Annotated in this window: 16 protein-coding genes; 1 reads left to right on the top strand and 15 read right to left on the bottom strand. The window is 63.1% G+C overall.

The annotated features are described in order from the left end of the window. Positions 1-55 precede the first annotated feature (55 nt). Positions 56-1369 carry a xylose isomerase gene (xylA, locus tag SARO_RS03785; RefSeq protein WP_011444418.1) on the bottom strand — a complete coding sequence of 438 codons (1314 nt, stop codon included), beginning with the start codon at positions 1367-1369 and terminating at the stop codon, positions 56-58. Between the two features lie 11 nt (positions 1370-1380). Continuing rightward, a complete protein-coding gene (gene xylB, locus SARO_RS03780) occupies positions 1381-2820 on the bottom strand; it encodes a xylulokinase (protein ID WP_011444417.1) in 1440 nt (479 codons plus the stop codon). 119 nt (positions 2821-2939) lie between these two features. Between xylB and SARO_RS03775 the strand changes: the two genes are divergently transcribed. Next, positions 2940-4013, top strand: a complete 1074-nt coding sequence (locus tag SARO_RS03775) for a LacI family DNA-binding transcriptional regulator (RefSeq protein ID WP_011444416.1) — start codon at positions 2940-2942, stop codon at positions 4011-4013. Between the two features lie 95 nt (positions 4014-4108). Here the strand turns inward: SARO_RS03775 and SARO_RS03770 are convergent, their stop codons facing one another. From SARO_RS03770 to SARO_RS03710, 13 genes are all read right to left on the bottom strand, one after another. Then, positions 4109-6238: a TonB-dependent receptor gene (locus tag SARO_RS03770; protein WP_011444415.1), complete on the bottom strand. Its 2130-nt coding sequence runs from the start codon at positions 6236-6238 to the stop codon at positions 4109-4111. 159 nt (positions 6239-6397) lie between these two features. Continuing rightward, complete coding sequence (locus SARO_RS03765; RefSeq protein WP_011444414.1) at positions 6398-7576, bottom strand: polysaccharide biosynthesis/export family protein; 1179 nt, start codon at positions 7574-7576, stop codon at positions 6398-6400. A gap of 13 nt (positions 7577-7589) precedes the next feature. Then, positions 7590-8861: a glycosyltransferase family 4 protein gene (locus tag SARO_RS03760; protein WP_011444413.1), complete on the bottom strand. Its 1272-nt coding sequence runs from the start codon at positions 8859-8861 to the stop codon at positions 7590-7592. 66 nt (positions 8862-8927) lie between these two features. After that, positions 8928-9764 (bottom strand): FkbM family methyltransferase, encoded by an 837-nt coding sequence (locus tag SARO_RS03755; RefSeq protein ID WP_041550081.1) that lies wholly within the window; start codon positions 9762-9764, stop codon positions 8928-8930. 83 nt (positions 9765-9847) lie between these two features. Further along, positions 9848-12244 (bottom strand): glycosyltransferase family 4 protein, encoded by a 2397-nt coding sequence (locus SARO_RS20115; RefSeq protein WP_083760761.1) that lies wholly within the window; start codon positions 12242-12244, stop codon positions 9848-9850. Continuing rightward, entirely contained in the window at positions 12169-12948 is a 780-nt protein-coding gene (locus SARO_RS03745; RefSeq protein WP_049759306.1) for an SAM-dependent methyltransferase, read from the bottom strand. Before SARO_RS03745 ends, SARO_RS20115 begins: the two co-directional genes overlap by 76 nt. Before the next feature lie 107 nt (positions 12949-13055). Further along, complete coding sequence (locus SARO_RS03740; protein ID WP_011444409.1) at positions 13056-13754, bottom strand: ABC transporter ATP-binding protein; 699 nt, start codon at positions 13752-13754, stop codon at positions 13056-13058. After that, positions 13751-14554, bottom strand: a complete 804-nt coding sequence (locus SARO_RS03735; protein ID WP_011444408.1) for an ABC transporter permease — start codon at positions 14552-14554, stop codon at positions 13751-13753. The genes SARO_RS03740 and SARO_RS03735 overlap by 4 nt, the downstream gene beginning before the upstream one ends. Further along, complete coding sequence (locus tag SARO_RS03730; protein ID WP_011444407.1) at positions 14554-15651, bottom strand: capsule polysaccharide export inner-membrane protein; 1098 nt, start codon at positions 15649-15651, stop codon at positions 14554-14556. The genes SARO_RS03735 and SARO_RS03730 overlap by 1 nt, the downstream gene beginning before the upstream one ends. Before the next feature lie 73 nt (positions 15652-15724). Further along, entirely contained in the window at positions 15725-17005 is a 1281-nt protein-coding gene (locus SARO_RS03725; protein ID WP_011444406.1) for a glycosyltransferase family 4 protein, read from the bottom strand. A gap of 278 nt (positions 17006-17283) precedes the next feature. After that, complete coding sequence (locus SARO_RS20110; RefSeq protein WP_143004770.1) at positions 17284-18477, bottom strand: glycosyltransferase family 4 protein; 1194 nt, start codon at positions 18475-18477, stop codon at positions 17284-17286. Positions 18478-18596: 119 nt separating this feature from the next. Next, a complete protein-coding gene (locus tag SARO_RS03715; protein WP_011444404.1) occupies positions 18597-19400 on the bottom strand; it encodes a class I mannose-6-phosphate isomerase in 804 nt (267 codons plus the stop codon). Beyond that, positions 19397-20437, bottom strand: a complete 1041-nt coding sequence (locus tag SARO_RS03710) for a mannose-1-phosphate guanylyltransferase (protein ID WP_011444403.1) — start codon at positions 20435-20437, stop codon at positions 19397-19399. The genes SARO_RS03715 and SARO_RS03710 overlap by 4 nt, the downstream gene beginning before the upstream one ends. Positions 20438-20477 lie beyond the last annotated feature (40 nt).

Genomic DNA, 20477 nt, shown 5'->3' with positions numbered 1-20477 from the left:
GGAAAAAGCCGGAAACGTAATGCCCCCGGCTTTTCCGTGTCCTACCGACGCTGGATCAAACGCGGTTGATCAGGTTTTCACACCACTCCTGCCTGCCCGACCTGCGCACCGGCGCGAGGTCGCGCGCTACCGCGATGTCGGCGATGTCGGCCAGCGTGGTGCCGTCTGCGTGGATCTTGCGACCGAGTTCCCCCTGCCACCCCGCGTAGCGTTCGGCGCGGAAGGCATCAAGCTTGCCGTCCTCGATCAGCGCCGCCGCCTTGACCAGCGCGTGCGCGATGGTGTCGATGCCGCCGATGTGGCCGTGGAACAGGTCGGCCGCGTCGATCGACTGGCGGCGCACCTTGGCGTCGAAATTGAAGCCGCCATCGGTGAAGCCGCCCGCACGGATCAGTTCAAGCATGGCAAGCGTCAGTTCTTCCACCGAATTGGGGAATTGGTCGGTATCCCAGCCGTTCTGGTGGTCGCCACGGTTGGCGTCGATCGAGCCGAGAATGCCGAGAGCGCGCGCCATGGCCAGTTCGTGTTCGAAAGTATGGCCCGAGAGCGTTGCATGATTCGCCTCGATGTTCACCTTCACTTCGCTTTCCAGCCCGAAGCGCTTGAGAAAGCCGAATACGGTCTGGGTGTCGAAATCGTACTGGTGCTTGGTCGGCTCGTGCGGCTTGGGCTCGATGAGGATCGTGCCCTTGAAGCCGATGCGATGCTTGTGATCCACGACCAGCGACAGGAAGCGCCCGAAGTTCTCCTGCTCGATCCCGATCTCGGTGTTGAGGATGCTGTCATAGCCTTCGCGGCCGCCCCACAGCACGTAGTTCGCGCCGCCCAGGCGATGGGTCGCTTCCAGCGCGTCGCGCACCTGGCTTGCGCCCCAGGCGAAGACTTCCGGATCGGGATTGGTCGCGGCGCCTGCCATGTAGCGAGGGTGACCGAACAGATTGGCGGTACCCCACAGCAGCTTGCGGCCGTGCTTGCCCTGCAGCTCCTCGAGATGATCGACCGCTTCGGCAAAGCTCGATCGGAATTCGCCAATGCCTTCGGCCTCGGCCATCACGTCGACGTCATGGAAGCAGTAGAAGGGAACATCGAGCTTCTCGACGAAGGCGAGCGCAGCCTCGCGCTTGGCGGCTGCGTTCCTCGCGTCCATCGGGCCTTGCAGCCAGGGGCGGGTAAAAGTGCCTGCACCGAACACGTCGCTGCCGGGCCAGCAGAAGGTGTGCCACATGCAGACGGCAAAGCGCAGGTGATCCTCCATACGCTTGCCCAGGATCACGCGGTCCTTGTCGTACCAGCGATAGGCAAAGTCATTGTCGCTGTCCGGCCCTTCGTAGCGGACCGTCTGGAAATCGGCGAAGTAATCGGCAGACATCGTTCTTCCTTTCAGAGATGGCGAACGGCGCCATAGGCGGCGCGGAATGCGGCAAGCTTCGGGGCCAGGCGTTCCGCCAGGTCCCGGTCGGGTTCGATGGAATGGGCAAGCGGCGGACGCTGGCAGACTTCGGCCGGGTCCGCCCCGGTGACGGCGATCTGGGCAAGCTTGGCCGCGCCGAGGGCAGGCCCCACTTCCCCGCCTTCGAGGTAATCCAGCCGGACATCGAGGACCGAGGCGAGGATGCGCCCCCAGTGGCGCGACCGCGCGCCGCCGCCGATGACCGAGAGCGCCGCGACGTCGGTGCCAGCCTCGCGCAGCGCGTCGAGTCCGTCGGCATGGGCGAAGGCGACGCCTTCAAGAACGGCTGCGGCAAGCTGGCCAGGACCGGTTTCGTTGCCCATGCGCAAGAAAGCGGCGCGCACTGCCGGATCGTTGTGCGGCGTGCGCTCGCCCGAAAGGTAGGGAAGGAACAGTTCCGGCCCGCTTGCCGGTCCGGACTGTTCAGCCAGCGCCAGCAGTGCGGGCACGTCGACGCCCATGGCCGCCGCCGCCCAATCGAGGCAGCTTGCTGCGGAAAGGTGGACGCTCATCTGGTGCCAGAGATCCGGAAGGCAGTGGCAGAAGGCATGGACCGCGCGGGCCGGATTGGGCCGGAAGTCGCGCGTCGCCACGAAGATCACCCCCGAAGTGCCAAGCGAGAGCAACGCATCGCCATCGCCGACCACACCGACGCCAGCCGCGCCAGCCGCGTTGTCGCCGCCGCCCGCAGCGACCGGCACTCGGCCCATCCCCCAGCGCGCCGCGACCTCGGCCGAAAGCACCCCGGTCGCCGCGCTGCCCTCGTAGAGCTTCGGCATCATCGAGCGAGCAAGACCAGTGGCCGCGAGCATGGCATCGGACCAGTTACGGGCCGCGCCGTCGAGCCACAGGGTCCCGGCGCTGTCGGCCATGTCGGAAGCCTTGTCGCCCGTGAGGACAAGGCGCACATAGTCCTTCGGCAGCAGCACCGTCCGCACTTGCGCGAAGATTTCGGGCTCGTGCTTGCGCACCCAGGCAAGCTTGGGCGCGGTGAAGCCGGGCATGGCGATATTACCCGTGATCGCGCGGGTGTGGGGTTCCGCGGCCTCCAGTTCGACACATTCGGCAAAGCTTCGACCGTCGTTCCACAGGATCGCCGGGCGCAATGGCCTGTCGTCCGCGCCGAGCAGGGTCGCCCCGTGCATTTGCCCCGCAAGGCCGACACCCTTTACCGCTCCGCGCAAGGTCGACGGCAGCGCGAGCACCGCCTCCTCGGTTGCGCGCACCCACGCGGCGGGGTCCTGCTCCGACCACATCTGGTAGGGTCGGCTGACATCATGCGCTGCCGTCCCCTGAGCCGCGATGGCGCCGCGTTCTTCCACCAGCACGGCCTTCACGCCGGACGTGCCAATATCGATTCCAAGATACACGCCTTGATCCTCTCATGGCCCGGTGGACCTTCTTGCTGCATAAGGTAGCGTTATCATAACTACATTTGCAAGTCTGGAATGGCTGGCGTAGACCGCCCGGGGCATTGAAAGAGGCATTGGTGCAGGACCCGGAAAGGAAACCGCGACAAAGGGGAGCGCGGAGAGCTGGAGGTCAGCCGACAGTCGCGGACGTGGCACGCCTGGCGGGCGTATCGCCGATGACGGTCAGCCGCGTCGTCAACAGCGAATCCTATGTGACCGAGGATACGCGCACTCGCGTGCAGCAGGCGATCGAGAAGCTGGGCTATGTTCCGAACCTCGCCGCCCGCAGTCTTGCCGGGGGGCAGCAGTGCAAGGTAGCCCTGCTTTACGACAACCCTTCGTCTGCCTACCTCAGCGAGTTCCTGGTGGGCAGCCTCGCGGCGGCCTCATCAGAGAATGCCCAGTTGGTCATCGAACAGTGCGATCCGGCTGAAGCGGCAAGCACCCTGGTAAAGCGGCTGAAGCGGCATCGCATCGACTGCGTGGTCCTGCCACCGCCGCTTTGCGACGATTCCGACCTGCTCGACCAGCTACGCAAGACCGGCTGGCCCATCTGCCAGGTCGCGACGGGCCAGCCCGCCCCTGATGCCATGTCGGTATCGATCGACGACGAAGCGGCCGCATATGCCATCACCGAACATCTGATAGGAATGGGCCACCGCAAGATCGGGTTCATAACCGGCGACACCCGGCAATCCGTTTCAAGTCAGCGCCTGACGGGATACCAGCGGGCACTGCGGGACGCCGGCCTTTCCGTCAATCCGGGGTACATTGCACCGGGCGACTTCAGCTATCGGTCGGGGCTTGCCGCCGCCGAGGCACTGCTGGGCCAACCGGATCGACCAACGGCCATCCTCGCGAGCAACGACGACATGGCTGCCGCCGCGATTTCCGTTGCACACCGGCACGGGCTGGATGTGCCTTCGGCCCTTTCGATCTGTGGTTACGACGATACGGCCCTGGCAACGACGATCTGGCCGGAGCTTACCACGATCCGCCAACCAGTCGCCGAGATGGCCGAGGCGGGAACGCGGATGGCAATTTCTGCGACCCGCGATCCTGCCCGGACGGAAACGCCGCCCCAACGCGTCGTGCTGGACTTCCAACTGGTCTGCCGCAATTCCGCGTCCGCGCCGGGCAAGCAGGCCTGACATAGATCTCTGCCCCGGTCGGGCGGCGGCGAAGCGCCAGGCCGGTCACGCGACATGCGCCATGCCCCGCCCCGGCCGCCTCGCCGCCGAAAACGTCAAAAGCTCGCACGCGCCGTGACACGAATGTCGCGGCCGGCGAGGGGGGCGAAATCCTTGAGAACGGATGCGTGGCGGCGGGCATCGACATCGAAGATGTTGTTTGCCGAAAGCGCGAAGGACAATGGACGCGCGTTGCCCCAGGGGCGATAGTTGATTTCCGCATTGACCAACGTAAAGCTCCCCGTCGCCGTTTCGAAGGCGGCGAGGCGGTCCTGGCTGTCGTTCCATTCGACCTCACCGCGCAAGTCGACTTTCCCTCCGTTCAGTGCGAGGCCGCCGAGGAGACGGAGCGGAGGAATTCGCGGCGCGGGGCCGACGCCGTCGATCGTTGCGTGAACGTAGTCGGCAACGCCATCGGCAACCAGTTCCATGCCGCCAATCTTGCCGAGAGCGGCCGTCGTCTGGAGTTCGAAACCATAATAGCGCGCCTTGGCCTGGCTGAACTGGAACACCGGCAGGCCATCCTCGACCTCACCCGTCATGCCCTCGTAGATGAAATTGCTGAACCAGTTGTGATAGGCCGAGGCTTCGATGGAGAAGCCACCTGACTTGCCCCGCAGCACGGCTTCGATGCCCGTTGCGCGTTCTGTCTTGAAGTCGGGATCGCCGACCTCGTAGGCCTGCGTGCCGGCATGCGGGCCATTGGCGAAAAGTTCCTCCGCAGATGGCGCGCGCACCGTGCGCGAAAGATTGATGCCGAAGCGCCAATCCTTCGCGAAGCCATAAGACGCCCCAGCCGACCCGGAGAAGGTGCCGAAGGTGCGCTTGCCTTCGAAGAACTGCGGCTGTTCAGGCGTGGGATGCGCTTCGAGGACGGTGTGTTCGTACCGGCCGCCGGCTTCGAACTTCAGTTGGCCAAGATCGAGCTGCTGAAGCGTGAACAGGCCGAACTGCTGGGTCGAGTTCTTGGGCAGGAAGGCCTCATCCCCGACGACGTTGAAGTCGCGCGAAAAGTATTGGACGCCGCTTGCCCCCTTCCATGCGCCGCGATCGGCCTGAACCAGTTCAAGGCGGCCTTCGAGGCCCTTGTTGTAGAAGGCGGTGCCAATGCTGCCGTCGGCCTCGAGTTCATAGTGACGGTAGCTTGCGTAGCCAGCGCGGGCACGGATGGACTTGAGAAGACCACCGCCGGTCTCAACCTCGGCGCGCATGTCGAAGCGATTCTGGGCGACGTCCAGCCGAGGCGCCTCCTGCTCCTCGCCTGGGCGGATCGCATAACGGACCGGCACGCCGTAAAGGCTGTCATAGTGGCTGTAGGAGATGCCGAGATTGCCGGTGTCGGTCACAAGTGCGGCGCCCACGCCTGCGGTCCACGTTTCTGCCGCAGAGTTCAACAGGCGCCCCTTGAGCGCAGCGTTGCCTGCAAAGCTGATGCCCTCGGCAAGCTGGTCATCGTCTTCCGACCCGGCATTGGCAAGTGCAGTGGCCCGGGCCGGAGCCGCAAGAAGATTTCCGCCCACGCGCAGGTCACCTGTCTTGAGGTAGCTGCCGTCGGCATGGACGACGAACTTGCCTGCCAACGGCACGTCGACCGCGCCGCCAATCGAGCGTTCGTCTGCTGCGGAGCCATACGTCGCGATCATGTCCGCATGGACGGGCTCGTCCGGCAGCGTGCGCGGGATGCGCTTGTCGATCACGTTGACCACGCCGCCGATTGCCGACGAACCGAACAGCAATGTCGCGGGTCCGCGCAGCACTTCGATCCGCTCTGCCAGTAGCGGATCGATCACGACCGCGTGGTCGGCGCTGGTGTTCGACACATCGAATGCACCTATGCCGTCGGTGAGGATCCGCACACGCTCGCCCTGGAGACCACGCAGGACAGGACGCGACGCGTTGGGACCGAACGAGGTGGCCGAAACGCCAGGCGTGCGATCGAGAGTTTCGCCCAGCGTCGGGCGGATCGCCTGGGTCAACGCCTCCCCCTGGAGGACCGAGACACCAGAGAGGATATCGAGCCTGTCGCGCTGGAAGGCTGCAGTCACCACGATCTGGTCGGAAGGCTGCGCATGCGATCCGCCTTGCTGCGTATCGGCCGTCGATCCTGCCTCATCGGCCAGTGCGGGTACGGAACATGCAATCGCCACCGCGAGCGAACAACCTGCAAGGAGAGAGAAGCGCTTCATCGAAATGCCCTTTTCGGATCGGACCCGTTTTCACCGACCATCGGCCGGCGCGCGTTTGCCGCGATCAGCTCCTTAAGCCGCCTCAAGTCATGTTACAAGATAACATATCCATTAACAGCAGCCGGCGCTGCGTTTGCGAGGGCCTGTCTTGACGGCCCATCACTGCACGGCGTTGGTAATGCCGATGACGGAGAACGTCGCCGAGGAAACCATGTTCATGAACTTCTGCAAGTCGGCCAAGGGCGCGTTGGAGACGTAGACGATATCCTTGTCGTCGATGAAAAAGTTGCGGGCGAGGAACAGCCCTGCCGGTTCGCTCATGTCGAGGCGATAGACGACCGGCACCCTTCCCTCTCGCGTTAACGGTCCGACCCTTGCAGCGCCATCCAGCGCCTCGGGCCTTTCGTAGCGAAAAATGAAAACACCGCGCACGTCCGCGCGGTCATCCCGAAGCCCGCCTACCCTGCCGAGCGCCTGGGCCAGCGTGATGCCGGTAGCCTCGAACGGAATCTCGGCGTTGAGATTGCTTGCACCCAGCGCAGTAAAGCTGAAGGGCTGGTACAGGGCCGTCACGACGTCGCCAGGGCGCAGCCGCACGTTCTGGCGAGAATCGCGGATGACCTTGTCGAGCGGCATGCTGGCGGTGGTCGTCCCGCGCGTGATCTGAACCATGGTCTTGCCCACGGGTTGCCGGCTTCCACCCGCCGAAGCGAGCGCATCGAGCAGCCTTTCGCCCCGTGGAGTGAGCGCGATGCGGCGGCTTGCCGCGACCTCGCCCATGACGGTGACGTTGCGCGTCTCGTTCTGGGCAAGCCTCACGACAACCTGCGGATCGTGCGCCTTGGCGCGAAGGCGCGCGGCGATCTCCCGCTCGACATCGCGGGTCTGGCGCCCGGCCACTGCAACAGGCCCGACGAACGGGACGGTGATCCGGCCATCCGCCGCGACCATCTGTTGCGGCAAGTTCACACCCTGAACCAGCGATCCGCCGCCGTCGCGGCTCATCGGGACGGCGGTGCCGAACAGAACCGCCGGCGGTGCCTCCCACATCGAGACATCGACGGAATCGCCCGGACCGATAACCGTGGGATCGGCAGGAAAATCGCCGAGAACGTCCAAAAACGACTGGCTGGCGGCAAGCGCGTCGAGCCTGGAAAGCTGAGCGCCGTCGAGCGTGACGACGGCAATGCCGTGTTCCTGCGCATTCTCTACGGAATTGATCTTCCGCGCGCTTGGGCCGGAAGAACCGAGCGAGCTGCATCCGGACAGTGCCGCTAGCAAGGTGGAGCCAGCGGCCAAAAGAACGGACCAGCGGGAGAGGCCGGAGCACATGGTCATCGTCATTTCACCATCAGAACTTGGCATAGAAGTCCGCGAGCCGCCCCCGATAGGCTTCGGCACTGAAGCCGGCAGCCACTTCGCGCCCACGCATGGACATTTGACTGCGCAGGCCCGGGTCGGCATCCAGTTGCAGGAAAGCCGTCGCGAGCGAGCGAACATCGTACGGATCGACAAGCAATCCCGCATCCTGGGCAACTTCGGGCAGGGACGAGACATTGCTCGTGATGACAGGTGTGCCCAGTTCCATCGATTCAAGAACGGGCAGCCCGAAGCCTTCGTAGAGCGACGGGAACACCGTGGCTCTTGCGCCTGCGATCAACATGGCCAGCATCTGACGCGGGAGATACCCCAGCCAGACGATGCGCTTGCGCGTGTCCATCCCGGCCAAGGATTTGAGCAGCTTCACGTCCTGTTCGCCGCCCCATCCCGCCCCGCCAACGATCACCAGCGGGGATTGCACTGCGCTTGCCAAAAATGCCTCGATCAGGCGTGCCACGTTCTTCTTTGGTTCGATTGCGCCGAAGAAGAGGAAGTATTCGCGCATGCCGACACCAAGCAGACCCTCGACGTAGCGAGCAACGAAGTCTTCGCTCACACCAGCGATGGCATCGGCGATATCGCTCGTCTGGTAGAGGTTGGTAACGCGATCTTCATCGACGCCCAGCAACCGGACGATGTCGCGGCGCGAGCATTCCGACACGGTAAGGATATGATCCGCGTCGCGCGCGATCCGTCGGCACAAGCGGTAATAGGCGTGTTTCACATCCGCTGTGGTGTAGGGCAGACGCAGCGGGACAAGGTCGTGCAGCGTATACACGTTGCGGGCACCGACCATTTTCAGCGGCAGCGGATACGTCCAGTGCGCCAGATCGGTGCCGGGCACCTTCACCTTGGAGAAAGCGCCTGCCGCACGAAACCCGAGATCTGCGGCCTTGAAGAGGTTCGGTACGTTCGAGTGACGCCTGGCATCCAGCCTGAGGCCTGGAGGCAGAATGACCTGCCCAGAAATTGGCAAGTCGTGCGCCGGACGCGCACCGGCAAGACCGCGCGCGATCCCGCGAGCCAATGCCGCGCGTGAAGGGCCCCGTGCTGAAACCGCACCAACTTCGGCAAGCGCAATCTCGTTGAGGAGCGGAACCTTCGAGTACCCGGCACCGGCACCGAACAGGACGTTCACCTCATGCCCCAGTCCGGCGGCAGCGGACGCCAGGGTGCGCCCATAGGTTGCAACCCCGGTCCCGTGCGCAAGCGCGATGTTGAATGCGTCGATGGCGACCCTCATCGACCGTGCCGCCTGCACCGCAGGAAAGCCGGGGGGCGAGAGTTGTGGCTGTTGGCGATAGAGGCTTCAGCCATTGGGCAGGAACACCACGTTCGTCACCGTTATCTCTTCGTCGCCTGTCAACTGCTTCCCCAGGCCTCCCTCGTCCTTCAACTCGAAGCAATCGTAACCGGCACTCGCGATCAGCGTGACGTATTGCTTCGCAGATACGCCGCTTACACGACGAAGCTGGTCTGAATGGATTTCCGACAGAATGATCGGCCTGGCACGCCTGAAGAAATCCAGAGCGCTCGAAATTACGAAAAACTCCCCTCCCTCGACATCGATCTTCACCAGTTTGACGTCCAGATCGCCGACATATTTCGCCAGCGGCTGGACCGACACGGGAACTGCCGCGTGGTCAGGGAGAATGGAACCGCCGAAAGAGAGGAACGACCCGCCCCAGTTCGGTGAACCGGGGGCGTAGACGAGATGAGCGATGCCCGCTTCGCTGGCGAGGGCAACGTTGTGGATTTCACACCGGTCAAAGTTGTTCTCGCGCGCGGACATGGCAGCGCGCTCGAACAGGAAGGGCATCGGTTCAAATCCGATGACGCGGCCGGTCGGGCCAACGAGCTTGGAAAACAGCATCGAAAAGAAGCCGATGTTGGCTCCGATGTCGATGATGACATCCCCCTCGCGGATGTGGGATTTCACGAAGGCAACTTCTGCGCTCTCGAACCGGTTTCTGAGAATTTCCCAGGATATCGCGGTGTCGGCGAGGTTGACCCAGATCTTGAAGCCCAGTTCGCTCTCAGCCATGACCCACTTGTTGAGTGGGGGCATGAAACTTGGCTGCTTCGAGATGAACTCGTCCGAATAGATGAGCTGACCTGACAAATCACGATAGTCTTCGCACGTCATCTTTTCCGAAATGACGCCCTCGGACTCCGGGTCACGACCAAGTATCAGTCGATAACCCCACTCTACGCAGTCTCGACTGAGCATTAAGCCTCTCCCATGCCAACTGTCGACCGGTAGCCCTGCCTTTCGGCAATTCTCAGCCGCTGCACGGTGTCGCTGCCTTTCACTATGCAGAAGCTGCGCAGCCCGAACACCAGTTCCCGCGAATCCATGGTGCGGCACGCGGCCTCGACAGAAGCGTCCATCCCGACGATTTCGAGCTGCAATTCCAAGGCGAGCCTGTCGCTGTCTGAGGCGATGGCACTGCCAAAATCCCGAGCATGGACCGGCCAGACCATCATGGCCTCTTCCGTACGCACCTGTTGGCGGTGCGATCGACCGCAACCACTCAAGGTGATACGCACGGTCGCAGGCAATGCCGGCTCAAGGAAGCGCAGCGCCAGGTAGATGAGGACTTCATCCTCGCCATCGAATTCGGACGCTTCGACCGCGAACTGGACGCGAGCCTTTCGCGCCCTTGCCCAGCTTCCCCAATCTTCAGGCGCGTACCAGTCCGAGTTGCGACACAGCAGCCCGGAGACCTTGTGCGCCGACTTGACGCTACCGGGTAAAATCAATGCGGCATGCGCCTGCTCAAGCGCATCCATCATTGCGCTACCCATCAACCCCTGCGTCGACATCCGCAAACTGCGAACCGGGTATTCGACCGCGGCCCTGACGGTGGGCAACGCCGACCGGACGGGATTGGTTCGCGCCAGCGTGCAGCCCTGCAAGGCCACCTCGGCCACGATGCGCCAGCTCGTATGCTGGAATTTCTCGCGGATTGCCTCCTCGCGCCGCGCAAGTTCGCCAGGGCGGGACAAAAGCTCCGCAACAACGTCTGCCGCGGCGGCAGGATCATCAAGGGGAACATAGACCCCGAATTCTCCCGCGACTTCCGGAAGAGAGGTGCGATCCGCCAGAACGCAGACCTTGCCGTTCGCGAGACTTTCGCTGACGGGGAGCCCCCAACCCTCATAAATGCTTGGGTAGACGGTGAACAGCGCACCTTCGTAGAGGGCCTTGAGCTCGATATCGCTGACGTCCTCCCGGATTTCGACCTTTCCGCCCAGATAGTCCGTCTCAATGAGCTTGATGATGGCGGGTTCAGCCCGCCAGCCGAGCCTGCCGACACACAGTATCCGGGGCGTGTCGACGCCTCGCCTGGCGAGTTCGTCCCAGACATCGAACAGGTATTGGTGGTTCTTGCGCCCTTCGATGGTCGAGACGAACAGGACGTAGGGCGTTCCCCTGCGGCCTGCCGGCACGGGCAGTGCAGACCGGTCGGAAACTTCGGGGAAGAATTCATGAAATCCGGACCCGAGGCGCGTCACCAATGCCGGCGGCGCGCATATTCCAGCGTTGGCGCAATAGCGGTGCAGGTCATCCCGTGTGTTCCGCGAAACACACAGCGCCACGTCCGTGATCGGCAGTATCTGATCGATGAACTCCTTGAAGACTTCGACCGTCCCCTGGTCGCAAGTCTCCTTTGCGAAGATCGGTATGAAGTCATGGAACACCATGACAAAGCGCGCTGAAAACAAGCGCTTTAAATTGGCGATCTTGGTGGGGTAATCGGGTGTCACCCATGCGGCGCCCAGCAGGACCAGGGTGGTGCGCTCAGGCTGGATGAACGCAGCCAGCGGCCCCATCGGAAAAATTCGACCCTCCCGCGCCTCGGCGACATCGAACGGAACGCAGCGCTGCTCCGGCGGCAACGACAAATCGTCAAGCCAGGCGAGGAACCTCGTACGGTCGAGCATCATGAACCCGTTCGATCGCCTGTTGAATGAAATGAAACCGATTTGATCGAGCGGTTTCAACCCATACTTCACGATCGCCTGGATTATGCAGCACTGGACCCGCTGTATGCCGGAAAGGTTGTCGTGATGCCCGACGTAATAGATCAGGTCTGACACATCGAAGATCAGCATCTCCCCCGGCTCCTCCCCGGTCTTCCGCTCGGTCAGGAGGATCGTGTTGGCTTCAGCCTCAAGTCCCATCTTCACAAGTTCCTCGAAGGCATCGACGCTCATCGGTTGGCGGCGAATGGCTGTCAGGTAGTGGTGCCGGGCAGAACCCGCCTGGCCGCGCACCTTGGACAGGTGCCCCAACTGCAAATGCAGATCGGAATCATTGAGCCCCAGCCGCATCGCCCGGAGGTATGCCCGTTCGCTTTGCTGAAAACGGCCACATTCCTTGAGCACATTGCCAAGCTGAACCCATATCCCGGCATCCCGCCGCCGAAAGCGCAGGTAGCGGGAGTAACACTTCGCTGCGGCCAACCAGTCGCCGGCATCGCGGGCTGCGTCCCCTCGCGCTCGTTGGTAGTCCGGGTTCAGGATGTCGGGCAGAACCATCGGCATCAGGCTCCGAACTTCGAAGCCAGCGGATTCCGGCCCCTTTTCCTGACGATCATCCCGAACGACGTGGTCACCCATTGGGCGATCTGGAGCTTCAGGTGCTTGTCCTGACTGTAGGGCGGGACATCGATGTGCAGGTCGAGCGGCTGGTCCCCGGTGTCGAAGTTCAGAACCACATCATGGCCGCGGCGGCGCAATCTCCGCGCAAGGCGGATGAAGTCGCGCTTGCGGAAAAGAACGGTCGACGCATTGTCCAGCGTCTCGATGTCGGACCCGCAGTTGTATTCGGTGGTGTGCACGGCGACGCCGCCCGGTTTCAGGCACTCCAGCGAATCCTCGATGAAGCGCAGGCCCTGCCCGATCGAGCCAAGATGCTCCAGCGCACAGGCCGACCAGCAGAAGTCGAAATCGCGAAGATCCTCGTCAATCGCCGTCATGTCCATGAAGCGGAACTGGACCAGCCTGTCGAATGCGGCAGGCTCGCACAGGCCGCGCCCGTTCAGCGCTTCCTTGTTGCGGGCATGCTGGTCCGTGTCGACCCAGCCCTGCTCCGCCGCACTCTGGAGGTCGAGGTCAGTCGCGACGATCTCGATCCCGCGCGATGCGAAGAGGCCGGTAAGCGGCTCGTCCCCTACGCCAAACCCGAGACCTCGCATGCCCGGAGTCATCCCTCCGTGCGTCGCCAGTGCCTGAAGGATATAGCAGAACTCCCACTGCTTGCGGTGGGTACTCGGCTGCTCGTGCATGGCCTCGCACCAACGCAGGTAGGCCGGATCGTTCATCTGAGCCTGGGTACAGGCCTGCGAAACCGGTCGCGCGAACGAGGGAGCGCCGCGAGCTACGCGAGCGCCGGCAAAAATACGCCAAAAGGGATACAGCGGCAGCAAGGTCATGCAGTTGTCGGTTCCACAAAGGGCCAGCCCGGCGGGGGCTTCCAGCCGATGAGTTCCTTGAAGTCGGCGTATGCGACCTCGAAATCGCCGTAGAGTTCGAGCCTCCCGTCATGGAGCACGCCCCAGCGCGTGCAGTGGTCGCGGACGTAAGCCGCGTCGTGCGAGATGATGATCATCGCCCGGTCGCCCCGCCGCTCGAACAGCTCGTGATTGCACTTGTCGTGAAAACGGGCATCGCCAACCGAGGCGATCTCATCGATCAGGAAGCAATCGAACTCGATGATCATGGAGATCGCGAACGCCAACCGCGCCTTCATTCCCGAAGAATAGGACCTAAGCGGCTCGCGCATGTAGGGACCAAGCTCGGCGAACTCCTCGACGTAGGCGAGGTTGCGCTCGAAATCCTGATCATAGATGCGGCTGATGAAACGGATGTTGTCCAGCCCGGTGAGGTTGTACTGGAACGCCCCGCCAAAGGCGAGCGGCCACGACACCGACATGCGCCGGTCGATCGAACCCGAGGTCGGCCGCTCAGCCCCGCTGACCAGGCGGACCATGGTGGACTTGCCTGCCCCGTTTCGCCCGAGGACGCCAAGGCGCTCTCCCTTGTTCAGGTCGAAGCTGACGCCGTCGAGCACGAGCTTCTTGCCGAACCGCGTCGTGTACACCTTGCGGAGATCGCGCACGCTGATCATTCGGGCACCACCCGCGCCGCAAGCTTGCGGATCTCGAGCAGAGCAAGGCCGGTCAGCAGGAGGCTGAGAGGTAGTACATAGCCCAGGTCGTAATGCGCCCGGGCGCGAGCCCCGAAGTAGCCCTCGCGCACAATCTCCACCCCGTGGACCATCGGGATGTAGAGCACGATTTCCTGCGCCACCCTGGGCAAGGCGTCGACCATGAATGCCGACCCTGACAGCGGGAAGATCAGGTATGAGGCGGGGTGCCACAGCTTGTCGACGATCTCGTTCTCGTGCGAGAGCGCGCCAAGCCAGATTGCCAGGGCAGAACCGAACCATGCGATCATCAGCCAGCCGCAGACGACTTCGAGCACATCCTGCGGAGGCTCGAGCCAGCCGAGCGAAATGAACAGCATTCCAAGCGTCACGAACGAGATGGTCGCGCCGCCGAACTCGAGCATGAGGCGCGCGACGTAGACGTCGAGGACCCTGATGTTGCGATGGTAGAGGAGCGACAGGCTTCCTTGCAGCGCACCGATGCATCGCCCGGGCATGTTGCGCCAGAGCAATACGCTGGAATAGCCGGTCAGGGCAAAGGCGACGATCGGCAGGTCGCTGCCATGCACGGACTTGGTCGCCGTCCACAGCGCGGTGACGCCCAGCGTGAAGATCATCGGTTCCACGAAGAGCCAGAGGAACCCGATATTGTGCCGCCCGTACCGCGTCAGCACCTCGCGCATGAAAAGCGCACGCAGGATGCGCCCCTGCACGTGCAGGCTATGTGCAAACGAGGAAGGGGGGGCCACTGCCGGCATCATCAGTCGTGGTGCTCGCGGATACCCGCGATAAGCGTCCGCAACACGCCCCAGGCAACGAGCGCCAGCACGAAGGTCGCGAGGATCGCCTTCAGGCGGTGAGGTTCCAGCGGATAGTCGGGCAAACTCGGCGCCGCGATACGCTCGACATAGGTCTGCTTCTTCCTCGCGTCGTTGACGGCATCCTGAAGGCCGGCCAGCGCCACAGCCAGTTGCTTGTCCGCCACATCCGCATCGAGCCTGAGTGCCTGGTAACGGGCGGCGTCTGCAGAAAGTGAACCGGGCTGGCCGGCGATCTTTCCAGTCTGGTCCGCGATTTCGGCCTCGAGCGCACTGACCTGGACACTCAGGGCCGGAATCTGAGAATTGTCCGGCGTATATCGCGCGATCTGGGCAAGCTGCGTCCGCGAGGCGATGAGCTGGTCCTGCAACTTGGAGATCATCTGCAGACGGACTGCAGCTTCCTTCTCCGGATCAAGGATGCGGCGGGCGTTGCGAAAGCGGGAGAGAGCATCGGCCGCAGCACGGGCGCGAACCTTGGCCTCTTCGACTTCGGCCTGCGCGAAGCGGACCATATCGCGCTGCGCCCGCTCGTTCAGGCGGTTCACCAGTTGCTCGGCGCCGTTGAGCAGACGCTGGCCGATCAACTGCGCATCACGAGGAGAGAAGGCCCTTACCGCAAGCCGGGTAACCTGCGTCGCAGTGTCGAACTCGACCGTCACCTTGCCAGCGAAGTATTCGTGGAGATGCTCGGACGTCCTGCCGCGCATCAGCCCGCCAAAGCGGTCGAAGATCGACACACCGTCGCCGCCATAGGCACGGATCACTGCCCCATCATGGTTTACGTCGCGCAAGGCATCGCGCGAGCGGACGTATTCCACGACCGCGTAACTCTTGTCGCCCGACGTTGCGATGCCCCCCGCCCCGAGGACGGCGCCGAGGGCCGAGGCAGCGGGCTTGTCCGGACTCCGGACGACGAAACTGGCCTCCGATGTGTAGAGGTCGGAGGCGAGCAGGCCGAAGTAGAGAACCGCCAGCAGCGTGGGCAGGACGACCACTGCCCAGAACAGGCGTCCAGCGGCAGGAATTCGGTTTGACACGTTGATGTTCGGCTCTTTCAAGGATTACGTTCGCGGCAGGCCGGACCGACGGCTTTGCGTCGTGCCTTGGCCTTCATCGTTCGGGCCGGGAGGTTTGCAGGCGGTCTGGGGCATGACGCTCTGCGCCGTCACGCCGAACGACCACGGGCGTGGACCGTCTGTCCGGGCCAGGATGGAACATGAAAGGACGCCGTACCGTCCTCAGTTCCTCAAGCCATGACTCCACCTGGGCGAAATGGCCGCCCCACGTCGGCGCGCTATATTCCTTCAGCATACGCAATTGGCGCGCACGCTCGGGGCAGAGGTCGAGGAAGGATAGGATCGTGCGCTCCCAAGCGACAGCGTCGAGCGGATCGAGAAGAGTGGGAATGCCGACGCCGATCTCCCGAAAACAGGGAAGATCGCTGGCAATGACCGGAGTGCCGAGTTCCATGGCCTCGATCACCGGGAGCCCGAACCCCTCGGCGAATGAAGGCAGCAAGAGCGCCCGTGCGGTACGTATCCAGCGCCCCAGTTCCTCGTCGGGGCAATGCGAAAGGATCACTACGTGGTCGCTCATGCCCCGGCCGCGTTCGAGCATGCTCTCGACGTGTGCGGCCTCGGCGCCCTTCTGGCCGATGAGAACGAGCTTGGGCGCGGCCGGTCCGAGACGTTCGACCAGCCGCTGCCAGACCTGGAGCAGCATGAAGTGGTTCTTGCGCCCCTCGATCGTTCCCACGCAGACGAAGTGCCGCCCGCTCTTGAGGGGGACAACGTCGTCCTGCGCAAGGCGCGCTCCCGCAAGCCATGCCGACGTGATCGGCGGCAGCGGAATGCCGTGACTGCGGCCGTACAACTCCAACTCGGCAGCAGTGGCACGTGAATTGGCGATCACGCCCGCAGCAGAGAACAGGGCATTGACCACGCGCCCACGATGACGCTCGATCGCTTCCGAGCGGCAGAACTCCGAATGCGTGAGAGGGATCAGATCATGAATCAGATAGATCGGGTTGACGCGCGAACGCCTGGTCCATCCGAGCAGGCGTGACAGGTCGATGTCCGTGTGCCCGACGTTGATGTAGAACGTACCCCGGCCATCGACAGCGCGAGCCGAGGCGGCAAGCGCGCGGGGCGCCAGCAGGGAAAGCCTGCGCCGGAACACCTCGTCCGGCTCGAGCAGCGTTTCGAACAGTTCGTCGGAATGCCGCTCGGTCAGGATGCGGGCAACGCCGCGGTACTGCACGACCGCCTGGGATCGAGGACCGAAGTTGCGTAGATAGGCATAGCAGACCCGGTCGATCCCGGTAGCCAGACGATGCGACCAGTTGCGCCAGACGAGACGACTGACGTCCAGCAAAAACTCGCGCGAGATCATCCTGCTGCCGCATCAGCGAGGTGGGGGTACTGGACCGCAAGATCGACCTTCAGTGACCCTTGGTATTCATACCGATCCAGCACCTGCGATCCTCGTTCATCCATTGAATAGACCACATCGTTCATTGAAGAACTCTAAAGCCATACAATGACATGAACGTCCACTGGAGTCTTTGACGCGAATCCGTACTTTTAGCTCCGCATTGAACTTAACTTTGGATGGAATTTTTCTTCCAAAATGGATATTATTTTATTGAGGTAAACTTCTACTGCAATTCATTAAGGCCGCGCAAATTCGGAACTCCGCTGAGCGTTCCTGAGCACTTCGCGGTAGATGTCCACGTTCGCACGCGCGAATTCGCGCCAACGCATGTTCGCGGCGCGGGCCATGCCTGCGCGACCGAGGCGTCGGGCAAGGACCGCGTCATCCACCACGCGCCGCAATGCCTGCGCCAGAGCGCCCTCATCATTGACCGGCGCCAGCATACCCGCGTCGCCAAGCACTTCGGGCATCGCGGAGCAATCGGAGGCAACAACGGGACAACCGCAGGCCATCGCTTCGGCGAGGGGCAGGCCGAAGCCCTCGCAGAACGAGGGATGCAACAAAACCGAAGCGCTGCGGTAAAACGCAGTGAGTTCGTCGTCGTCGAGCGCACCGAGGAAATGCACGCGATCGGCAATTCCAAGATGACGCGCCTGCGCCCGCAGTCGCTCCGCGTTGCGGGACAACCGCTGCACGAAGACCATCACGACATCGTCACGACCGGCGAAAGCCTTGGCGAAGATGCGCAATGCGCCTTCATGGTTCTTGTAGGGCACGTACTGACCGACGGTGAGCACCACCTTGCGGCCCTCGGGTATTCCCAGGCCCGCAAGCTGCTCCTTGGTTACCTGCCCAGGGCTATAGGCAGGCCCGACGCCAGGCGACGTCACGCGGAGACGCGAAATAACGTCCGGAAAATGCGTCGCAATTTCTGAGCGGCTCGCTTCACTGACAGTGGCAACCGCCGCCGAATTCCGGAGCGCGCGTGCGATGCCGTGCCGGTAGAATCGGCGTTCGAGCGGACGCGAAAGACGAGCATTGCACCATTCCTGGCGGGTCAGCCACATGATGTCGTGGACCGTCGTCACGCAGGGCATGGCAAGGCCCGCCGGCAAGATGTTGAAGGTCGCATGAAACAAGTCGACCCTTGAGAGATCGACGATCCTCGGCAACCACCACATGGTCGCGGGACTATTGGCCGCTGCGCCGACCACCACTTCGGTCACATTGGCCGCATGGCTGAGGCGCCGGGGCGCCGAAGGACTCTTCAGCAAAAGAAATTCAAGTTCAGGCGCCAACTCCGGCGCAAACTCGACCAATGCCGCCTCGACCTTTGCGATACCGCTGGGCCTAGGACCTATATACCTGCAATCAATACAAACTGTTGGCATGCGCGAACATCGACATTCCAGACCATGGGGCGTCGCCACATCAAGGCACCGACGGTCCGGTTTAGACGCCGCGCCCTGCAGAACAATGTCGCGTGGCGCAGGTCAGTGCCTCGCTACACAGAAATCACGTCCAGAACGGATAAGCTACTGGCGCGGCTTCAGGCCGCCCGTACCAGTATGCACGCCCCCTGGGGGTCGAAATGGACGTCGGTGACGGCCCCGGCCACCGCGCATTCCCCCACTTCGACGGTATCGGCGCCGATGGTAACCGTACCCGCGCGCGGAATGACGAGACACGGGGCGGAATACTTCGAAAGCAGCGCATCGTCGGGGACGCCATCTACACGGTGTGCCAGGAAGTACGGCCCCCGCGCGAGTTCGACTGTGCCGCTGGCCGGCAGGTGAAAGCGCAGCGCAGGATCGTAAGGCTCGCCCTTGGCCACGGCGGAGCCCCGATCGAGGTGCAGTTCGCGCGGACGACCATAATCGTAGAGGCGGTAGGTGATGTCGCTGTTCTGCTGGATCTCGATCAGGCTTACGCCCGCGCCGATCGCATGGACCGTCCCGGCGGGAATATAGAAGAAATCGCCAGCAACGACAGGGTGCCAGACGAGCAGATCCTCGATGCTTCCATCAAGGGCGGCCTGCCGCATCTCATCGATGCCGACAGGCTTGTGAAACCCCACGCCGAGCGCTGCCCGGGGTTCCGCGTCGATCACCAGCCAGCATTCTTCCTTTCCGCGATCATGCTCGCCCAGTTGCCGGGCTTCGGCGTCGGATGGATGAACCTGGACCGAAAGCTTGTCGCTGGTGAAGATGTACTTGACCAGAACCGAGGGCAGTTCTGCGGGTGGTTCGAACCAAACCTCGCCGATCCGGCTTCCTGCGGGCGCGGTGAAGGGGGCAGGCAGCGTATCCTTGCCCCACGGCTTCTCCACCAGACGCTTGGTCAACTTGGTCATTGATTGGCGGCTCCGGACAACTTGCCCACGGACTGAGCACCTTCGGGCGTGCACACCAGCACTTCGTCGCCATCGACCACGACGACGAGATTGGATGCACCGACCACCGACACCCGAGGACCGTCGCTCATCACCAGGACGTTCGAACAGTCGCGAAGTTCCGCCGGACCGCGAACGGCGTTGCCGTGTTCGTCGCGGTCGAGCGCCTCGTGGAGCGCCTGCCAGTTGCCGATATCCGACCACGCCATGACCGCAGGCACCATGGCGGCCTTGTCGGTATTCTCCATGACCGCATAGTCGACGGACTCGCTTTCAACCCGCGAGAAGGCGGCCGCATCGGGGTGGAACCGCATGCCGTCCCACTTGCCCCGGCCTACCGCGTCGCGGACTGCGGCGAGGATGGCCGGGCGGTACTTGCCGAGTTCGTCGATGAAGGTGCCCGCGCGGAAGGCGAAAATACCGCCGTTCCAGGCATATTCTCCGCTCGCGAGAAATTCCATGGCACGTGCAAGATCGGGCTTCTCGACAAAGCGCTGGACCCTTCGCCCGACAGTGCCTGCAATCGGCTCACCCTGCTTGAGATAGCCGAACCCTGTCTCGGGCGCAGTCGGCACGATGCCGAAGGAGACCAGCCAGCCCTCGACCGCCAGTGCAACTGCTTCGCGAGCCGCTGCCTGGAACGCTTCGCAATCGCCGATGTGATGGTCGCTCGGACAGACCAGCATCACCGCGTCCTCGGGCAAGGACAGTGCCGCCAGGGCGATGGCCGCCGCCGTGTTGCGGCCTTCCGGTTCGACGATGATCCGTGTGCTGGCGCGATCCGGAAGCTGCTCCTCGACATGCGCAAGATGCGCCGCCCCGGTTACCACGACAGGCGGCGAAAAGCCGGCATCCCGCCCGCAACGCAGCACGGTCTGGGCGAAAAGCGTGTTTTCGCCGACGAGGGGAAGAAAAGGCTTGGGCTTCTGCTTGCGCGACCGGGGCCAGAGGCGGGTGCCGCTGCCCCCACATAGTACGACAGGAACTGTATCGGTCATTTGCTGCCTTGATCTGAGTTTTGCCGCGCGCCCGTTTTGG

Origin of the sequence: Novosphingobium aromaticivorans DSM 12444, from assembly GCF_000013325.1 — a bacterium.
GTDB lineage: Bacteria > Pseudomonadota > Alphaproteobacteria > Sphingomonadales > Sphingomonadaceae > Novosphingobium > Novosphingobium aromaticivorans.
This window is presented reverse-complemented; position numbering and strand designations above follow the sequence as displayed.

Coding starts and splice junctions, on each gene's coding strand:
- SARO_RS03755 (WP_041550081.1), bottom strand. CDS start 9,764: ATGACGTGCGAAGACTATCGTGATTTGTCAGGTCAGCTCATCTATTCG.
- SARO_RS03745 (WP_049759306.1), bottom strand. CDS start 12,948: ATGAACGATCCGGCCTACCTGCGTTGGTGCGAGGCCATGCACGAGCAG.
- SARO_RS03770 (WP_011444415.1), bottom strand. CDS start 6,238: ATGAAGCGCTTCTCTCTCCTTGCAGGTTGTTCGCTCGCGGTGGCGATT.
- SARO_RS20115 (WP_083760761.1), bottom strand. CDS start 12,244: ATGGGTGACCACGTCGTTCGGGATGATCGTCAGGAAAAGGGGCCGGAA.
- SARO_RS03735 (WP_011444408.1), bottom strand. CDS start 14,554: ATGATGCCGGCAGTGGCCCCCCCTTCCTCGTTTGCACATAGCCTGCAC.
- SARO_RS03765 (WP_011444414.1), bottom strand. CDS start 7,576: ATGACCATGTGCTCCGGCCTCTCCCGCTGGTCCGTTCTTTTGGCCGCT.
- SARO_RS03715 (WP_011444404.1), bottom strand. CDS start 19,400: ATGACCAAGTTGACCAAGCGTCTGGTGGAGAAGCCGTGGGGCAAGGAT.
- xylA (WP_011444418.1), bottom strand. CDS start 1,369: ATGTCTGCCGATTACTTCGCCGATTTCCAGACGGTCCGCTACGAAGGG.
- SARO_RS03710 (WP_011444403.1), bottom strand. CDS start 20,437: ATGACCGATACAGTTCCTGTCGTACTATGTGGGGGCAGCGGCACCCGC.
- SARO_RS03760 (WP_011444413.1), bottom strand. CDS start 8,861: ATGAGGGTCGCCATCGACGCATTCAACATCGCGCTTGCGCACGGGACC.
- SARO_RS03725 (WP_011444406.1), bottom strand. CDS start 17,005: ATGATCTCGCGCGAGTTTTTGCTGGACGTCAGTCGTCTCGTCTGGCGC.
- SARO_RS03740 (WP_011444409.1), bottom strand. CDS start 13,754: ATGATCAGCGTGCGCGATCTCCGCAAGGTGTACACGACGCGGTTCGGC.